This is a genomic window from Streptacidiphilus sp. BW17 (assembly GCF_041262485.1).
Lineage (GTDB): Bacteria > Actinomycetota > Actinomycetes > Streptomycetales > Streptomycetaceae > Streptacidiphilus.
In genome coordinates this window covers 1-16,883 of the sequence record NZ_JBGCCR010000036.1, presented here as the reverse complement: position 1 = coordinate 16,883, position 16,883 = coordinate 1, and the positions used below count along the sequence as shown (strand labels likewise).

The window sequence follows — 16,883 nt, the reverse complement described above, 5'->3', positions numbered from 1 at the left end:
GCCGGGCTCGCCTGTCTACCGTCGTCACCGTGACCGCCACTCTCTCGTCGGCCTCTCTCCCCGCCCGCGCGGGCATACGCGGTGGTCTGGTGCGCCGAAGCCTCGCCGGACCCGTGGCCCGGCTGCGGACCCAGGCCGGTGTCGCGCTGCTGCTCACCGCGGCCCTGCTGGTCGCCGCACTGCTCGGCCTCGCGGACACCGCCGCGCGGACGCGGCAACTCACCGACATCTCCGAGCCGCGCGCGGTCGCGGCCGGGCAGTTGTACCGGGCGCTGTCCGACCTCGACGCGCAGCGGGCCAAGTCGCTGGTCGTCGGCTACTCCGCGGTGCCGCCCGCGCCGGGGGCCACCCCGGAGCTGGTCGACGACGGCGTGCTGGCCGCGTTGACCGCCCAGACCGACCAGACCGACGCGTCGCAGCAACTGGCCGCGCTGGCCGTCTCCGCCGGGGCCGACAAGGTCCAGCCGCTGCTCGACCAGCTCTCCCTCTACGACGCGTGGACCGGCACCGAGGAGTATGCGGTCGGCACCCAGGCCGACCCTGTGGTGGGCCAGCCGTCGCCCGTCGCGCTCGACACCTACGCCCAGGCCGACGCACTGCTGCAGAGCAGCCTGTTGCCGCAGGTCCGCTCCGTGATGGCCACCGCGGACGCGCAGGTCGACTCCGACCGGGACGCCGCCCACACCGCGGCCCTCGTCTCCGTCTGGCTGCTGGTCGCGCTCGGCGTGCTCGCGCTGTTGGCCCTGCTCTGGTGGCAGCGGGACCTGGCCCGCTGCTACCGGCGCGTCCTGAATGTGCCGCTCCTGGTCGCGACCGCCTGCGTAATGGCCCTCGTGCTCGGCTCGGCCTCGGCGCTGCTGGGCGCGGCGAGTGAGGTCGACGCAGCGGTGAACCAGGGCTACACGCCCTACGCGCGGCTTGCCCAGGCCTCGGTGGTCGCCGTGGACGCGGAGGCGCGGGAGAGCCGCTGGGTCGTCGACCCCGGTTACCGCGACGCGCTGGCCGCCCAGTTCCAGGCGGACGCCGGGCAGGTCCGGACGCTGCTGGCAGCCGACGGCAGCGGTGACGGCGGCGGTGGCGACAGCACCGCCAGCACCGACGGCAGCGCCGCCGCGTCCGTCGTCCAGCAGCGGTTCTCGGCCTACCTGGCCACCGACGCCGGCCTGCGCGCCGTCGCCGACGGCGGGGACGTCAACCAGGCGGCCATCCAGCTCACCGGTGTGGGCCGTAGCGACGTGGGCTTCGCCTACTACGACTTCTCGGTCCACCTGGACGACCTGGCCGCGACCCATGCCGCAGCCTTCACCTCCCACGCCGTGGCCGCAGACAGTGACCTGAACGGCTGGGCCGCGACGTCCGCGGTGCTGCTCGGCCTGGCGCTGCTGCTGGTGCTGACGGGCGTCAGACCGCGGCTGCGCGAGTACGCCTGATCGCGGGCGCGCTGTTCGGCGCTTCGGTACTCGGCGCTTCGGTACTCCGCGCTTCGGTACTCCGCGCGTCAGTGCCTGGCGTGCTGGTAGAGCCAGTCGACAACCGGGACCACCCCGTCCACGCCCTCCGGAACGATGAACGGCGAGGTCCGGTACGTCCCGCCGACGATCACGCTGGGCATCTCGTCGGTCTGGTACCGGTCGCGCAGCGCGGGGGCGGCCTGGGTCTCGTCCCAGACCTGCGGCGACTCGTAGGCCTGCTTGACCGCGTTGGGGTCCAGCCCCTGGCTCTCGGCCCAGTCCAGCACGGCGGGCTCCTGGGTCAGGTCCATCTGCTCGTCGCGGACGGCCTGGAAGACCTGCAGCGCCTCCTGGTCGGCGACGCCCAGCTTGGCCAGCGTGTAGTAGAGCCGGGCGTAGGCCATCATCACCGGCTTGTCCGGCCACGCGGCCGGGATGCGCTTGATCACCACCGGCGGGTTCTGCTGCGCGGCCCACTCGTCCAGCGGCTGCTCCAACTGGTAGGAGTGCGAGCAGTTGTACCAGAAGACCTCGACGACCTCCCGGGGCGACGTGTTCACCGGGTGGGCGAGGTGGACGAAGTCGGCACCCTCACGCGGTGCGTCGGGCGTGGCGGGGGCGCCGGCACCCAGCAGAGCGGTGCAGGCGGCGGCGACGAGGGCGAAGCGGAGAAGGACGCGCATGCTGGCACGATGACAAGTCCCGTCGACTCCAAGTGGGCTGACACGGCGACAGAAGCTGCGCATTCGCTCGAACGGGGACGCCCGCTTGGGCGAAGGACAAGGACGCGCGACGGCGTTCCGCACCGGTGACGGAAAATCCTTTGCGCCGCCCGCATGCCCGCCGTACCGTGGAACACGACCTTGTTGCCGCCCCGAAGGAGTAGGCCGTTGCTTTGCTGAGCTCGGAGACCACGCACCCGACCTCAGCCAGACGTGCCTTCTCGCCCGGGCGGCTTTTGCATGCCCGCGCGCAGCAGCTGCGCCATTCCTCCGCGCACCGCGCTCTGAGCACACCCCTGTGCCGCGCAAGCGCCTTTCCCTGAGCCCCCGTCGGGTCGCCTAAGTCTCCCTCCGTGCCGCTGGATCCACCACCACGACACCGGGAGTCGCCCCATGCATCGCACCGACAACCTGCCCCTGCCCGCCGTCGTCTGCACCGGCCTCGACTACAGCTGGCCCGACGGCGTACCGGTCCTCACCGGCCTCGACTTCGTCGTCGGCACCGGCTGTACCGGGCTGATCGGCCGCAACGGCAGCGGTAAGTCCACCCTGCTCCGGCTGATCGCCGGGGAACTCACGCCGGAGGCCGGACGCATCCGGATCGACGGCACCCTCGGCTACCTGCCGCAGCACCTCCCGCTCGCCGCCGACCTGCCGGTGGACGTCGCGCTCGGCATCGCCGCCAAGCGCGCCGCCCTCCACGCGATCGAACGCGGCGAGGCCACCGACGAGAACTACGCCGCCATCGGCGACGACTGGGACGTCGAGGAGCGCGCCCTGGCCGAGCTGGACCGGCTCGGCCTCGGCCACCTCGGCCTGGACCGGCGGATCGGCGAGCTCTCCGGAGGCGAGGGTGTCCTGCTCGGCCTGGCCGGGCAACTGCTGCGGCGGCCGGACGTGCTGCTGCTCGACGAGCCGACCAACAACCTGGACGCCGGTGCCAGGGAGAGGCTCTGTCGCTCCGTCACCGAGTTCCGCGGCACGCTGGTCCTGGTCAGCCACGACCGGACGCTGCTGGACCTGGTCGACCGGGTCGCCGAACTGCGGGACCACGAGGTCTCCTGGTTCGGCGGCAACTACTCCGAGTACGAGCAGGCGTTGACGGTGGCCCAGGAGGCGGCCGAACGCGACGTCCGCGTCGCCGAGGCGGACCTGCGCCGCCAGCGCCGCGAACTGGCGGACACCCAGGTGAAACTGGCCCGCCGCAAGCGCTACGGCCAGAAGATGTTCGAGATCAAGCGCGAGCCGAGGGCGGTCATGCGGGTCCGCAAGCGCACCGCGCAGGAGTCGGCGGGTCGGCTCCGCACCGAGCACGAGGAGAAGGTGAGCGCAGCCCGCGAACGCCTGTCCGCGGCCGAGCTCGCGGTGCGGGACGACGACGAGATCCGCGTCGACCTGCCGGCGACCGAGGTCCCGGCGGGCCGGACCGTGCTGGCGCTCATGGACGTCCTGCTCGCCCACGGCGCGGCCCCCGCGGGGGTTGTCGAGGGCGACGGCGTGCTCGACCGCGTGCTCGACCCCGCGCTCGACGGCGTGCGGATCGGCCTGGAACTGCGCGGCCCCGAGCGGGTCGCGCTGGTCGGTCCGAACGGGAGCGGCAAGACCACGCTGCTGCGCACCGTCGTCGGCGAGCTCGCGCCGCTGGCGGGCGAGGTCCACCGGCCGGTGCCGGTGCGCTATCTGCCGCAGCGCCTCGACCTGTTGGACGAGGAGCTGAGCGTGGTCGCCAACGCGGCCCGGTTCGCGCCGCAGGCGACCGAGAACGACCTGCGCGCCCGGCTGGCCCGGTTCCTCTTCCGCGGAGCGCGGGCGGACCAGCCGGTCGGCACGCTCTCCGGCGGCGAGCGGTTCCGGGCGACCCTGGCCGCGCTGATGCTGGCCGAGCCCGCCCCGCAGGTGCTGCTGCTGGACGAGCCGACCAACAACCTGGACCTGGCCGGGGTCCGTCAGCTCACCACGGCCCTGGCGGGCTACCGCGGTGCGCTGGTCGTGGTCAGCCACGACCAGCGCTTCCTCGACGAGATCGGTATCGACCGCGAGGTGCGGATGGCCCGAACTGACGTAAGTCAGCCGGTCAGCCCGTCGGCGCCGTCGAGGTCGCCGGAGGCTTGATCGCGGCGGTGAAGAAGTCGAAGTAGATCGCGGCGGAGATGAAGAGGCCGATGACGCCGAGGACGACACCGGCCCACGCCACCGCGCGCACCCAACTCGGCAGCTCCTTGGAGGAGAGGAACCGCCCGCCGAACACGGTGAAGCCGCCGACCAGCACGGCCACCAGCGCGAACGCGCCGTTCCACGCGGCCAGCAGGTGCCACGGGTCGGTGTAGCCGGCCTTGATCTGGTCAGCGGCGGCCTTGCTCGAGGAAGCGATGTTGCCGATCAGCTGCTGGCGCTGCTGCAGCAGCGTGCCCAGCCAGGTCCCGCTGATCGACACCAGCCCGAGCGCGGCGGCGACGACCGCGCTCGCTCCGCCGAGGACGCCCGTGGAGATGCTCTCCTGGGTGAGCGCCTCCAGCTCCTCGTCGGTGAGCTCGTCCATGTCCTTCTGCTCGGGGCTGAGCACCTCGTTGGGCCGGGGTGACCAGCTCTTCTTCTCGGTGACCGCCATGGATACGACTGGAGTCGCGGTCGCTGTGGGGAGTTCGGCGGCAGCCTCGGCGGCCGAGACGCCGCCGATGCCGGAGATGCCGCTGGGGCCGCTAGGGCCGCTGGGGGTGCTGGGCGTAGTGGGGCCGGTAGTCGTCATGCGCGGCACCCTAGGACTTCTTTGTGAGGAACGGATGAATTCTTGACCCCTTCATGGGATCAGCTGTCCCACCGATCCTCGCTGCTACGCAGGTGGCCGCTGTGCACTCCTGTACATCCTCACCAGGAACCGGGCCCAGGTCTTGTACAGAGTCGCACCCCTTGTTGACTGGGTCGTCCTCGTAGGGTCGTAGAGGTGAGCTGGTTCGCCTCTTCAGCGGCGGACCGTTCCGCACACACCTTGGAGAGTTCTTCATGACCGTCCTGCGTGAAGCCCCTGTCGCCGTGAGCGATGCGAAGGGTCGCGTCGCCGAGTTGCACGCGATTCGTGAGCAGGTGCTGGCGGGTCCGAGTGAGGCGGCGACCGAGGCGCAGCACGCGAAGGGGAAGCTGACCGCGCGTGAGCGGATCGAGCTGCTGCTGGACGAGGGCTCGTTCAACGAGGTGGAGTCGCTGCGGCGGCACCGGGCGTCCGGTTTCGGGCTGGAGAACAAGAAGCCCTACACCGACGGTGTGATCACCGGGTGGGGCACGGTCCACGGCCGCACGGTCTTCGTGTACGCGCACGACTTCCGGATCTTCGGCGGCGCTTTGGGCGAGGCGCATGCGCAGAAGATCCACAAGATCATGGACATGGCCATCTCGGCGGGCGCGCCGCTGGTCTCGCTCAACGACGGTGCGGGGGCGCGTATCCAGGAGGGCGTCACCGCGCTCGCCGGCTACGGCGGCATCTTCCAGCGCAACACGCGCGCGTCGGGTGTGATCCCGCAGATCTCCGTGATGCTCGGCCCGTGCGCGGGTGGTGCGGCGTACTCGCCGGCGCTGACCGACTTCGTCTTCATGGTCCGTGAGACCTCGCAGATGTTCATCACCGGTCCGGATGTGGTCAAGGCCGTCACCGGCGAGCAGATCTCGCAGAACGGGCTCGGTGGCGCGGACGTGCACGCCGAGGTCTCCGGTGTCGCGCACTTCGCCTACGACGACGAGCGTGCGTGCCTGGAGGAGGTCCGGTTCCTGCTGTCGCTGTTGCCGCAGAACAACCGGGAGACCCCGCCGGTCGAGATGACCGAGGACCCGGCCGACCGCCGCTGCGAGTCGCTGCTGGACCTGGTCCCGGCGGACGGCAACCGTCCGTACGACATGCGCAAGGTGATCGAGGAGCTCGCCGACGAGGGCCAGTTCATGGAGGTCCACGAGCGCTGGGCCACGAACGTGATCTGCGCGCTGACCCGGATGGACGGCCAGGTCGTCGGCATCGTCGCCAACCAGCCGCAGTCCCTGGCCGGTGTGCTGGACATCCACGCCAGCGAGAAGGCGGCGCGGTTCGTGCAGCTGTGCGACGCGTTCAACATCCCGATCGTGACGCTGCTGGACGTGCCGGGCTTCCTGCCCGGTGTGGACCAGGAGCACGGCGGGATCATCCGCCACGGCGCGAAGCTGCTGTACGCGTACTGCAACGCGACGGTGCCGCGGATCTCGCTGATCCTGCGGAAGGCGTACGGCGGCGCCTACATCGTCATGGACTCGCGGAGCGTCGGGGCGGACCTGGCCTTCGCGTGGCCGACCAACGAGATCGCGGTGATGGGCGCGGAGGGTGCGGCCAACGTGATCTTCCGTCGCGACATCGCGGCCGCCGATGACCCCGAGTCCAAGCGCGTCGAGATGGTGCAGCACTACAAGGACGAGCTGATGCACCCCTACTACGCGGCCGAGCGCGGCCTGGTCGACGACGTCATCGACCCCGCCGCCACCCGTGAGGTGCTCATCCGCTCCCTGCAGATGCTCCGCACCAAGCACGCCGACCTGCCTGCCCGCAAGCACGGCAACCCCCCGCAGTAGGCCCCCACAGTCCACAGCCGGCCTCGCCGTCGAGACCAGCCAACCCCGCTGATCCTTTCAGGAAGGCACCGATGACCTCCGCAACCGCACCGATGGTCCAGATCGTCAAGGGCGAACTGGCGGACGACGAGCTGGCCGCGCTGACCGCCGTGCTGATGGCCCGCGCCGCTGCCGCGGCCAACGCCGAGAGCGAGGCGCAGCCGCGCTTCGCCCACGGCAGCCGCCACCCGCAGGCCCGCTGGCGCCGCCTCGAGCGCGTCACCAGCTACCGCAACCCCGTCAGCTGGCGCTGAGCGCAGGACGCACACACCGGCATGTCGACGCCGGACGCCCGCACGTGCAGTACGTGCGGGCGTCCGGCGTTCCTGTTCTCAACTGCTGTTCTCAGCTGCCTTTCTTGACCGCTGTTCTTGACTGTGTGTCAGGGCTGCTCCTCAGAGCCACTGCAGCAGCGTGCGCATGCAGCGGTCCACCAGGGCGACCGGGCCCTCCGGGCCGTCCGGCGCGGCGTCGGTCGCGGCCCAGGCCTCCAGCGACAGCCGGATGGCGTCCGTCGCGCCCGCGGCGATCATCCGCAGCTCGAGCGCGCTGCGGCCGGCCAGGCTCGGCAGCGCCGCCAGGACCGGGGCCAACTGCTCCTCCGACTCCTGGTTGACCCGGTACCAGACCGCCCGCAGCGCGGCGTCCGCATCGGCGGCGCGGAGCAGCCCGCGGGTGCCCTCCAGCGCCTCGGCCCCCGATGCGTCGACCGGGGTCATCGACGCCTGCGCCGCCGCGACCAGGGCGTCGCGCAGGTCGCTCCCCGACGGTGCCGACCCGCCGGCGTGACCGGACCCTCCGGCCTTCTCGGCCAGCAGCGCCCGCCACTGCGCGCCGCCCGCGCTGAGCAGCGGCGACACCGCGTCCTCTTTGCTGCGGAAGTAGCGGTAGAAGGTGCGCAGCGCGATCCCGGCCCGCTGGGCGATCTCCTCGGCGGTGGTCCCGTCCGGCCCGCGCTCGGCGAAGAGCTCGGCCGCGGCGCGCGCGATGTCGAGCTGCGTCGCCGCCTTCCGGCGCTCGGTCAGGGAGAGCTGGGGGGAGTGGGGGAGCTGAGGGGAGCCGGGGAGCTGGGGAGGCGGTGCGCTGGTCACAGGACACACCTTAGGACGTCGGCGCTCGCGCATGTCACAACTGCACGCACTGCAAGTGTGGCAAATCGTGCCACCAAGGCGTACGGTGTCCAGTGACGCCGGAAATCTCGACGTCAAGACATTCAGCTGTGAACGGAGCAACCTCATGAACCGCTACGAGGGTCGTCGAGTCCTGATCACCGGCGGTGGCTCCGGCATCGGCCAGGCCACCGTGCTGCGCGTACTCGCAGAGGGCGGCCACGTCGTCGCCGCCGACGTCAACGAGGCCGGTCTTGCCGCTACCCGCGAACAGGCCGTCGCCGCCGGGACGGACGCACGCCTCCACGCTGTGACCGTCGACATCGCCGACGAGGCCTCGGTCCGCAACGCCGTCGCCGCCGCCCTCGCCGCGCTCGGCGGTCTGGACATGCTGGTCAACGCCGCGGGCATCCTGCGCTCGTCGCACACCCACGAGACCAGCCTGGACTTCTTCAACAAGATCATCGCGGTCAACCTGACGGGGACCTTCCTGATGATCCGTGAGGCGATCCCGGCGCTGCTGCACGGCGACGCCCCGGTCGTGGTCAACTTCAGCTCCACCTCGGCCGGCTTCGCCCACCCGTACATGGCGGCCTACGCCGCGAGCAAGGGCGGCATCCAGTCGATGACCCACGCCCTCGCCTCGGAGTACAGCAAGCAGGGCATCCGCTTCGTCGCCGTCGCGCCCGGCTCCATCTCCAGCGGCATGACCGACGGCACCGGCTCCAGCAAGGAGAACGTCGGCCCTGGCCTCCCCGAGGACGCCGACATGTCCCTCTTCATGAAGCTCGCCCCGGCGCTGGGCGCGGGCTTCGCGGGTCCGGAGGCGGTGGCCGGCGTGGTCGCCATGCTCGGCTCGGTGGACGGTTCCTTCATCACCGGCACCGAGATCCGCATCGACGGTGGCACGCACTTCTGATCGAGCCGTGCTGAACGTGTCGGTGGGGGAGGCCTGTTGGCCGCCCCCACCCTCGTGCTGTCACGTCATCCGGTCAGCGGTCAGCGGTCAGCGGTCAGCACTGCCCGTCGTCGGTCCAGACGCCGGCCGGGCCGCCCGGGGTGTCGTTCTGTGTCCACCACTTGGCGGTCCACTGGTGGCCGCCGTAGCTCACCACTGCGCCGCCGTTGTAGGCGGTCGCGGAGCTCCACGGCGTCGCCGTGCAGGTCCCGCCGCCACTCGTCGCCGTCGCCGTCGCCGTCGCCGAGGCGCTGGTGCTCGCGCTGGGCGGCGTGGTGACCGTCGAGGTCGGCATCGGCGTCGGCGTGCCGGTGGGCGGGGTTGCCCCGGCGAACTGCACGTCGTACTTGGTGAAGTCCCAGTCGTTCTGCGTCACGCTGCTGCAGCTACCGGACGTCGTGCCGTTGTTGTCCGGCGGGGTGCACTCGCGGTCGCGGTTGACCGACCAGAAGGTGTACCGGGCCATGTGGTTGGTCTCGGCGAAGTTCAACACCGTCTGGAAGTCGGACTGGTAGAAGAACTCGCCGCTGTCGCTGCGGCCGTTCATCATCGAGATGCCCTCGTGGGCATAGGCCGTGGCGCTGTCCCAGCCGAAGGTGTTCACCAACAGGGTGTTGAACTGCTGCAGCGCGGAGATCTGGCTGGCCGCGCCGTTGAACCCGCCGTCGAACGGCATGATGGAGAAGTTGTTCGGCGTGAAGCCGTCCGACTTCGCCTGGTCCAGCACCTGCTGCCCGAACCAGCCGGTCCCGGAGGTGGTTCCCGGCATGGTGATCGAGATGTAGAGGCCGGGGTTGCTCTGCTGCAGGATCTGCGCCGCGCCGACCTCGTTGGCGACCGCGGTGGCGTTCTCGTACTCCGGCTCTTCGAGGTCGAAGTCCATCGCGTGCAGGCCGTACTTGTCGATGACCTGCTGGTATGCGGCGGCGGTCGCGGCCGGGGTGGCGCAGGTCTGGCCCAGCTTGGTGCCGCCGTAGCCGCCGATCGAGACCGAGACGTCGCCGCCCGCGGCGCGGATCGCCTGGATCGTCGACGCCACGGCCGTGTCACTGGAGACGGGCGCAGTGCCGCCCCAAGTCGGCGTGCAGCCACCGCTGTTGGGCGCAAGGATGAACGCCAGCTGGAAGGCCTTGAGCCCGGTCGCGGCCATCACGTCAGTCGGGTTGGGCGGGTTGTTGTCGAGCGGCATCAGATACGGGGCTGCGGCGTACCAACTGCTGCTGAGAGCAGCGCTGTTGCCAGTGCTGGTACTGCTACTCGTGCTGGCCTGGGCGCTGGCGCCCATGGACGCGAGCAGCCCGCCCGCGGCGAGCGCGGCGGCGCCGACCGTCGCGATCGCGCGGTTGGGGGTGAAGCGGAACACCTGGACGCTCCTTGTGGGGAGGAGTGGGCTTTCCGGAAGCGGGGGCGTGCGCGCCATGGGGGTGTGCGCCGCCTGCCTGGTCCAGGGTGGGCGAGGTGTCGATGGTCCGTCAATAGATTGGACTAGACCTTGGGCTAGACCACTTGGGGATTAAGGCCGACTTGAGCTTCCTTTAGGCCTCACCGCCGGTCCGGTCAACCAGCGATGACGACGGCCACTGTCGAGCCCGCCGGGAACTCCTCGCCACCGAGCCGTTCCAGCACTGCGTACAGCACTTTCGCCTCGTACGTCGGGTCCAGTGCGATGCCGTGCCGTTCGGCGAACTCCGCGCGAAACGCGTCGAGTTCGGGGGTGCGGCGGCCGTATCCGCCGAAGGTCGCCGTGGTGTCGACGCGCCACGAGCCGCGACGGCCGCCGAAAGCGGCGTGCTGCAGCACCAGCGTCTCGGACTCCAGATCCGCATGCGTCAACGCGGCGAAGCCGACTGTGCGTTGGTCGTCCGACAGGCCCGCCGCGAGGCCGGCCAGCATCCCGCCCGTGCCGACCGCGCACACGGCCACCTGCACGTCGGTCGTCGCCAACTCCTCACCGAGGGACACGCATCCGAGCACACCCGCCGCATTGCTGCCGCCCTCGGGCACCACCAGCGCCGGGCCGTGGCGGCGCTGCCACTCCCGCAGCGAGTCCGGCTCCATCCGCGAGCGCCAGGCGCTGCGGCTGATGAAATCCAGCTCCATCCCGTCGTCCACGGCTGCGCGCAGCACCGGGTTGAGCTCGCGATCACGCAGCTCGTCCCCGCGGACCACGCCCACGGTGCGCAGTCCCGCCTCCCGTCCGGCGGCGGCCGTGGCGCGCAGGTGGTTGGAGTACGCGCCGCCGAAGGTCAGCAGGGTGTCGTGGCCGTCCGCGCGGGCACGTTCCAGATTCGGCCGCAGCTTGCGCCACTTGGTGCCCGAGACCGGCGGATGCAGCAGGTCGTCCCGCTTCAGCAGCAGCCGAACGCCCGCGCGTCGGGCGCGCGGGTCGTCGATCTGCTGCAGCGGGGAACTCACGCCCGGTCCGCTCCCCGGCCCGAGCCCTGGCTCGGATCCTGACCCGCAACCTGACCCAACCCCCATGCCTGCGCCACGAGTTCGTACGAGCGATGACGGGCGTCGTGCCCGTGGATATTGCTGGTCACCATCAACTCGTCCGCGCCGGTGCGCTTGCGCAGCTCCTGCAGACCCTCGCGGACCTGGTCCGGAGCCCCGATGACGACGTTGGCCAACCAGGAGTCGACGAACTCGCGCTCGAACTCGCTGTACGGGTAGGCCTCCGCCTCCTCCGGCGTCGGCACCTGGCCGGGACGCCCGCTGCGCAGCCGCAGCATCGACAACGCGCCCGACCCCGCGAGCCGCCGGGCCTGCACGTCGTCGTCGGCGGCCACGACGCCGACGCCGATCAGCGCGTACGGCTCCGCCAGCGCCTCGGACGGCCGGAACGACTCCCGGTAGAGGTCGAGTGCGGGCACCGTGTTCTGCCCGCTGAAGTGGTGCGCGAACGCGAACGGCAGCCCCAACCTCCCGGCCAGCTGCGCACTGAACCCCGACGACCCCAACAGCCACACGGGCGGACGCCCGCTCCCGGGCGCGCTCGCCTCACCCGGCACCGCCCGCAGCCGCGCGTACGGGTGCCCGGCGGGGAAGTCCGCGTCCAGGAAGTGCAGCAGTTCACTGAGCTGCTGCGGGAACTCGTCGACGGCATCCATCCCCGCCCCGCGCCGCAGCGCCCGCGCGGTGGCCGGATCGGTACCGGGCGCGCGGCCGATCCCCAGGTCGACCCGGCCGGGGTGGAGCGCGTGCAGCAGCCCGAACTGCTCTGCCACGACCAGCGGTGCGTGGTTGGGCAGCATCACCCCGCCCGACCCGAGCCGGATGCGGCTCGTGTGCGCGCCGAGGTGCGCCAGCAGCACGGCGGGGGAGGAGCTCGCCACCCCGGGCATCCCGTGGTGCTCGGCGACCCAGAACCGGTGGTAGCCCCACTCCTCGGCGCGCTGCGCGAGCACGGTGGTCGCGGCCAGCGCCTGGGACGGGGTGTAGCCGTCGCCGACGGTGGCCAGGTCGAGGATCGACAGCGGCGTCTCCGGACCCTGGTCGCGGGCGTCGACCGGTATTCCGGCGGTGCCTGCTTCGGCGCCTGCGCTGCTCTGGCTCATCGTGCGGCTCCTGTGGTCCGTTGTGGTCCGTGCGGCGGTCCTGGTGGCCCTTTCTCGGGCGATCCCTCTGGGCAACCTCGCGTGGACCGCCCCTGTTCCCCGTCGCGGCGCGTGACACTTCTCATACGGACCGCCGCACGGCGACAACGGCGGCATGGGCGGGAACAGCGACACCAGCGACACCAGAGAGACCAGCGACAACACTGACAACAGCGACAGGAGACCGCTTCATGCCGGGCACGTCGGGTACTCCGAGCTCCTCTCTCCCCTCTGTCCCCTCACTCCCCGAGGACCTGCTGATCCTCTGCGCCACCGGCCCGGACGGCCGCCTGCGCCGACCGCCCCACCTCGACTACGCCCTGGCGGGTGGCGTGCTGGCCGAGTTGGTCCTCGCCGGCGCCGCGACGGTCGACGGCGTGCGTCTGCGCCTACGTGTACCGGATCCGACGGCCGTCTCCGTCGACTCGGTCTCGGGCTTCCCGCCGGAGCTCCTCGGGCGCCTCCCGTCCGGCGAAGTGCGCCTCACGGTCTGCCTCAACCGTCTCCGGCGCCCGGGGCGCGGAGTCAGCCGCCCGGTCCTGGGCAGGATGGTCGCGACCGGCGTTCTCGCGGGGCACACCGGCCGTCTGCTCGGCGTCCTGCCGCACACCCGCTACACCGTCCCGGACCCCTCCGCCCGCGCCGCCCGTACCGCCCGCATCGCCGGCGTGCTCGCCTCTCCGGACACGGCGTCTCCGCGCGACCTCGCACTGACCACCCTCGCCCACGCCGCCGGCCTCACCTCCCACCTCACCCCGTCCCGCCCGGACCGCGCCACCCGCCACCTCCTCACCGACCTCACCCGCGCCGACCCCCTCGCCCACGCCGTCTCCCTCTCCATCCGCCGCGCCAAGAGCAGCAGCTCCTGACGGCCCCCGCCGGACGCCCCACATGGTCGTGAGCACCCCCGCTGGTCAGGTAGTATTTCCGTCGTGCCGAGGCGCGGGAGATCGCGAACGGAGCACACCGGCGCCGCTAGCTCAGTTGGTTAGAGCAGCTGACTCTTAATCAGCGGGTCCGGGGTTCGAGTCCCTGGCGGCGCACAATCAAAAGCGGTACCGACCTGCCCCTTCTCGAAGGGGCAGGTCTTTTTTGTGCCTGTGGTGGGAGCCAGGTGGGAGCGCGGGCGCGAGGCCGCCGCGAACGTTGCTGATGAGCCTCTATTTTTCGGGCTTGGTGGTGGGAACACGCGGCTCAGGCCGAGCAAGAGCCGGTGAGCATGCGTTCGACGGCTGCAAGCCCCTTCTTGCTTGTTCGGGTCGCGGGGGCAGGCGATGCCTGCGAGCGCCCCGACGCTGGGCTCGGCCGCGCACACGGCGGCCGTAGGCCCCATGCCGTCGTCGCTCACTCCAAGGCCTGCACCGGATGGCGAGGAACATGCTCCGGCCTGTGGGGCGTGGTTCGCGTGCCCTCCGCTTAAGGTCTTTTGCGGTAGCGGAAGTCGAAGTCAAGGGGTGATGGTGGGCGCCGCCGCCGAGGACTGACGGCACCCTCTGACGATGGGTCAGTTGACCTGGATGGTGGTGCTGGTGGAGGCGTTGGTGTTCCAGGGGCTGCTGGTCTGGTAGGTGAGGGACCAGGTGCCGGTGGCGGTGGGGCGCGCCCACAGGGCGAAGTCGCCGTGTGTGTTCGTGTGTGCCGTGGTCACTAGGTAGGAGCGGGTGGAGCCGGTGGGGCGGAACCACAGCTGGACGGTCTGGTTGGCGCAGGCGGTCCAGGGGCCGTAGCCCTGCTGGGCGAGGGTGCCCGTGAAGTGGACCCAGGTGCCGGGGCGGACGCTGGTGGTGCTGGGGCCGCCGGTGATTCGGGTCTGGTAGCGGAAGGTGTGGATGGTGTCGCTGATCGCCTGGGCGTAGCCGGGGGCTGCGGGGGTGTACAGGCGCCAGTAGCCGTGCGGGTTGGACACATGCACGGTGTGCGTCGCGGTGGCGGCGGCCAGCGTGGTGACGGTGGTCCAGCCGGTGCGCCCGTCCGGGGACTGCTGGAGCTGGACGGTCCCGCCCGGCGTGCCGGTGGTGCTGGTAACAGTCTGGTGGAACGTCAGGTTGCTGTTGGCGTCGATGGATGCGCCGGACAGCTGCAGGACGGGTTGGTCGGGGACGGAAGTGACAGTGTCGTCGGTGTGCGCGGTGGCGAGGTACCAGCCGGGGCCGTAGAAGGTGTAGAGGGGCCAGGTGGTGCTGGTGCCCGGGACGGTCATGGTGAAGGAGAAGCGGCCGTCGGCGTTGGTGGGGGTCTGTATGGCGGACCAGGTGCTGCCGTCGCCGCCCAGGAACACTGTGTTGTTAGGAACGGGGTGCCAGCCGGCGGCGTTTTGGTACTCCAGGGTGCCCGACACGGTGGTCTTGGTGCCGGCGGTCTGGGTGATCCCCGGTTGGTCCAGGACAATCCTGGTGGGAGTGTTCGTGATGGCAGGCACGGACGTGCTTGGGCCGGGCACGGCTTCCCCTGCACAGCCGGGGCAGGGCAGGCCTGGCAGGACGGCCTGCACGCTGACCGGCAGGGTGGTCAGGCCGCCGGGCTGGGGCCGGAACGGGAGGGTCCAGCTGCCGTCGGCGCCGATGGCCTGGGTGGTGGCGGTGTTGCCGCTGTCCTGGGTGTATCCGGCGCTGGCTACGACGGTCAGCGGGCCGGTCCAGGGGGTGCCGGTGTCGCCGCTGTCGGGGTCGTAGGTGGTGAACCGGCCTGTGACGGTCTCAACGTGGCTGTCGTACGACAAGGGCCCTTGGCTGAACACGGTGTCGTGGAAGACCGGCAGCAGGGTCAGCGGGATCGGGTCACCGCCCAGCACGGACTCGTAGCTGGAGGTGCCGTCTGCGGCGTAGGCGTAGGCGGAGAGCCAGTAGAAGCCGTGGGGCACGTGCAGCGGACCGGTGGTCTGCCAGCTCCCGTTGGCCTGGGGCTGGCTGACGGTGATCTCGGTCTTGGGGCCTGGGCCGCCGGCGGGCAGGGTCTGCTGCAGCACGAAGACGACGTGGTCCACGGGCCCGGAGGCGGTGGCGCCCAGGACGTAGCCGTGGTCGCTCCGCTTCGCCCCCACGTCGGTGATCTGGGTGGTCGGGTCCGTCGAGGGCGCGCTGGACCCGGGGGCGGCACCGGTGGTGGGGGCGGCGTCCGCCGCGGCGGTGGTGGCGGGCAACAGCAGGGCTGCGGCGAGCAACGCGGTGGTGGCGGTTGCGGGCAGGGCGGTGCGGCGGCGCATGGAGGGACTCCCGGGTGTGGTGGGTGGCTTCAGTTGCGGGGTTGGAGCGGACCGAGCCCGGCCCCGCAAGGGTGCGAGTGCCGGGCTCGGTCCGCGCGTTGTCTTACGGGAGGCCGTACTGGGACTGCTGTTGGTACAGGGCTGAGACCTGCTCTTGGGGCAGCGCCTGTTGGTAGGTGCGGACGTTGGCGATGCTGCCGGGGAAGTTGGCGATGTTGCCGGGGGTGTTACCGCCGTCGGCGCCGCCGATCAGGAAGGGGCCGCTTCCGGTCCAGGGAGTGGTGTTGGCTCCGCCCCCGGCGATCTGGCCGTTGATGTAGAGGGTCATGGTGTGGTTGGTGGCGCTGTAGACGCCGACGAGCTGGGTCCAGACGCCGGGCTTGGGGGTCTGGTTGTCCCCGGCGTGGGCGTAGCTGGATGCGCCGGCGGAGTCGGTGTTGGGCGCGACCAGGGCCCAGCCATGGAACGCGGCGGAGTATTGCAGGTAGGCGGAGCAGCGGGCACCGGTGGTGTCGCGTTGGCACAGGGCGGTGTAGTAGCCGCTGGGGTTGTAGCCCGCGTTGAGGTTGACCCAGGCGGAGATCGTGTAGTCGTGGCTCGTGTCGACGGCCTTGGTGGCGCTCAGGTAGTTGGTGCTGCCGTCGAAGGTTGCAGCCTGCATGGATGCACCCGCGCTGTCGGTGATCAGGCCGTGGGTGGGAGTGCCGGTGGGGGCGGCAGGGTTGAGTCCTGCGGTGTCAGCCCAAGGGCTGCCAGCACTTGAGGATGTGTTGGGCAGCCATTCGTCGGTGCCGGAGACGGTGGTGCCGACCGTGGCGGGGGTGGTGGCGAAGCCGGTGACAGCGGTGTTTGCGGTGCCGTCACTGGTGGTGCCGTTCCATTCCTGGACGGTGCCGCTGGTGTTGAGGGTCCACAGGTCGGGGATGCCGGTGGGGCCGGTGAGGGCGCCTTCGGAGCCGATCTTGGGGTAGGCAGCGGCGGTGAAGGTTCCGGTCAGGGCGGTGGGGCCGCTGATGGCGGTGGCGACAGGGACGGGGACGGTGTTGCCGAAGCTGTCGGTCGTGTTGATGGTGCCTGTGGTGAAGGTGTAGGCGTCGATGGCGCCAGTGGTGCAGTTACGGGCCCAGGGGACTGTCATGAAGTTTGTGGGTTTGGCCTGGTGTGACCCGATGGGCATGGACCGGGGTCCGTGCTGGGAAGGATCACGATGGGCACCACGAAC

Annotated in this window: 14 protein-coding genes and 1 tRNA gene; 7 read left to right on the top strand and 8 right to left on the bottom strand. The window is 71.0% G+C overall.

Features of this window, described 5'->3' with window-relative positions:
* Positions 1–29: 29 nt before the first annotated feature.
* Positions 30–1,430, top strand: a complete 1,401-nt coding sequence (locus ABH940_RS31060) for a hypothetical protein (RefSeq protein ID WP_370106806.1) — start codon at positions 30–32, stop codon at positions 1,428–1,430.
* A 68-nt stretch (positions 1,431–1,498) separates the two neighbouring features.
* Here the strand turns inward: ABH940_RS31060 and ABH940_RS31055 are convergent, their stop codons facing one another.
* Entirely contained in the window at positions 1,499–2,134 is a 636-nt protein-coding gene (locus ABH940_RS31055; RefSeq protein WP_370067773.1) for a thiol:disulfide interchange protein DsbA/DsbL, read from the bottom strand.
* A 432-nt stretch (positions 2,135–2,566) separates the two neighbouring features.
* On the opposite strand from ABH940_RS31055, the gene ABH940_RS31050 reads away from it, so the two are divergent.
* Positions 2,567–4,285 carry an ABC-F family ATP-binding cassette domain-containing protein gene (locus ABH940_RS31050; RefSeq protein ID WP_370106805.1) on the top strand — a complete coding sequence of 573 codons (1,719 nt, stop codon included), beginning with the start codon at positions 2,567–2,569 and terminating at the stop codon, positions 4,283–4,285.
* On the opposite strand, the gene ABH940_RS31045 is transcribed toward ABH940_RS31050, so the two are convergent.
* Positions 4,248–4,919 (bottom strand): hypothetical protein, encoded by a 672-nt coding sequence (locus ABH940_RS31045; protein WP_370067769.1) that lies wholly within the window; start codon positions 4,917–4,919, stop codon positions 4,248–4,250. The genes ABH940_RS31050 and ABH940_RS31045 overlap by 38 nt on opposite strands.
* A 254-nt stretch (positions 4,920–5,173) precedes the next feature.
* Here ABH940_RS31045 and ABH940_RS31040 point away from each other — a divergent pair, with 254 nt between their 5' ends.
* Positions 5,174–6,757: an acyl-CoA carboxylase subunit beta gene (locus tag ABH940_RS31040; protein WP_370106804.1), complete on the top strand. Its 1,584-nt coding sequence runs from the start codon at positions 5,174–5,176 to the stop codon at positions 6,755–6,757.
* Positions 6,758–6,828: 71 nt separating this feature from the next.
* Positions 6,829–7,050 (top strand): acyl-CoA carboxylase epsilon subunit, encoded by a 222-nt coding sequence (locus tag ABH940_RS31035; RefSeq protein ID WP_370067765.1) that lies wholly within the window; start codon positions 6,829–6,831, stop codon positions 7,048–7,050.
* A gap of 141 nt (positions 7,051–7,191) precedes the next feature.
* Here the strand turns inward: ABH940_RS31035 and ABH940_RS31030 are convergent, their stop codons facing one another.
* Positions 7,192–7,887 (bottom strand): TetR family transcriptional regulator, encoded by a 696-nt coding sequence (locus ABH940_RS31030; protein ID WP_370106802.1) that lies wholly within the window; start codon positions 7,885–7,887, stop codon positions 7,192–7,194.
* 145 nt (positions 7,888–8,032) lie between these two features.
* Between ABH940_RS31030 and ABH940_RS31025 the strand changes: the two genes are divergently transcribed.
* Positions 8,033–8,824: an SDR family NAD(P)-dependent oxidoreductase gene (locus ABH940_RS31025; protein ID WP_370106801.1), complete on the top strand. Its 792-nt coding sequence runs from the start codon at positions 8,033–8,035 to the stop codon at positions 8,822–8,824.
* Positions 8,825–8,918: 94 nt separating this feature from the next.
* On the opposite strand, the gene ABH940_RS31020 is transcribed toward ABH940_RS31025, so the two are convergent.
* The 3 genes from ABH940_RS31020 to ABH940_RS31010 form a co-directional block, all read right to left on the bottom strand.
* On the bottom strand, positions 8,919–10,148 hold the full coding sequence (locus tag ABH940_RS31020) for a chitinase (protein ID WP_370067954.1): 1,230 nt from the start codon (positions 10,146–10,148) through the stop codon (positions 8,919–8,921).
* Between the two features lie 272 nt (positions 10,149–10,420).
* Complete coding sequence (locus tag ABH940_RS31015; RefSeq protein ID WP_370067759.1) at positions 10,421–11,278, bottom strand: 1-aminocyclopropane-1-carboxylate deaminase/D-cysteine desulfhydrase; 858 nt, start codon at positions 11,276–11,278, stop codon at positions 10,421–10,423.
* Entirely contained in the window at positions 11,275–12,420 is a 1,146-nt protein-coding gene (locus ABH940_RS31010) for an LLM class flavin-dependent oxidoreductase (RefSeq protein WP_370106800.1), read from the bottom strand. The genes ABH940_RS31015 and ABH940_RS31010 overlap by 4 nt, the downstream gene beginning before the upstream one ends.
* A gap of 230 nt (positions 12,421–12,650) precedes the next feature.
* Between ABH940_RS31010 and ABH940_RS31005 the strand changes: the two genes are divergently transcribed.
* Together ABH940_RS31005 and ABH940_RS31000 are read left to right on the top strand one after the other, a co-directional pair.
* Positions 12,651–13,328, top strand: a complete 678-nt coding sequence (locus tag ABH940_RS31005; protein WP_370067755.1) for a GPP34 family phosphoprotein — start codon at positions 12,651–12,653, stop codon at positions 13,326–13,328.
* Between the two features lie 100 nt (positions 13,329–13,428).
* A tRNA-Lys gene (locus tag ABH940_RS31000) sits at positions 13,429–13,502 on the top strand.
* 461 nt (positions 13,503–13,963) lie between these two features.
* Here the strand turns inward: ABH940_RS31000 and ABH940_RS30995 are convergent.
* Together ABH940_RS30995 and ABH940_RS30990 are read right to left on the bottom strand one after the other, a co-directional pair.
* Positions 13,964–15,661 carry a hypothetical protein gene (locus ABH940_RS30995; protein WP_370106799.1) on the bottom strand — a complete coding sequence of 566 codons (1,698 nt, stop codon included), beginning with the start codon at positions 15,659–15,661 and terminating at the stop codon, positions 13,964–13,966.
* 103 nt (positions 15,662–15,764) lie between these two features.
* Positions 15,765–16,799, bottom strand: coding sequence for a LamG domain-containing protein (locus ABH940_RS30990; RefSeq protein ID WP_370106797.1), 1,035 nt, complete (start codon positions 16,797–16,799; stop codon positions 15,765–15,767).
* Positions 16,800–16,883: the final 84 nt, after the last annotated feature.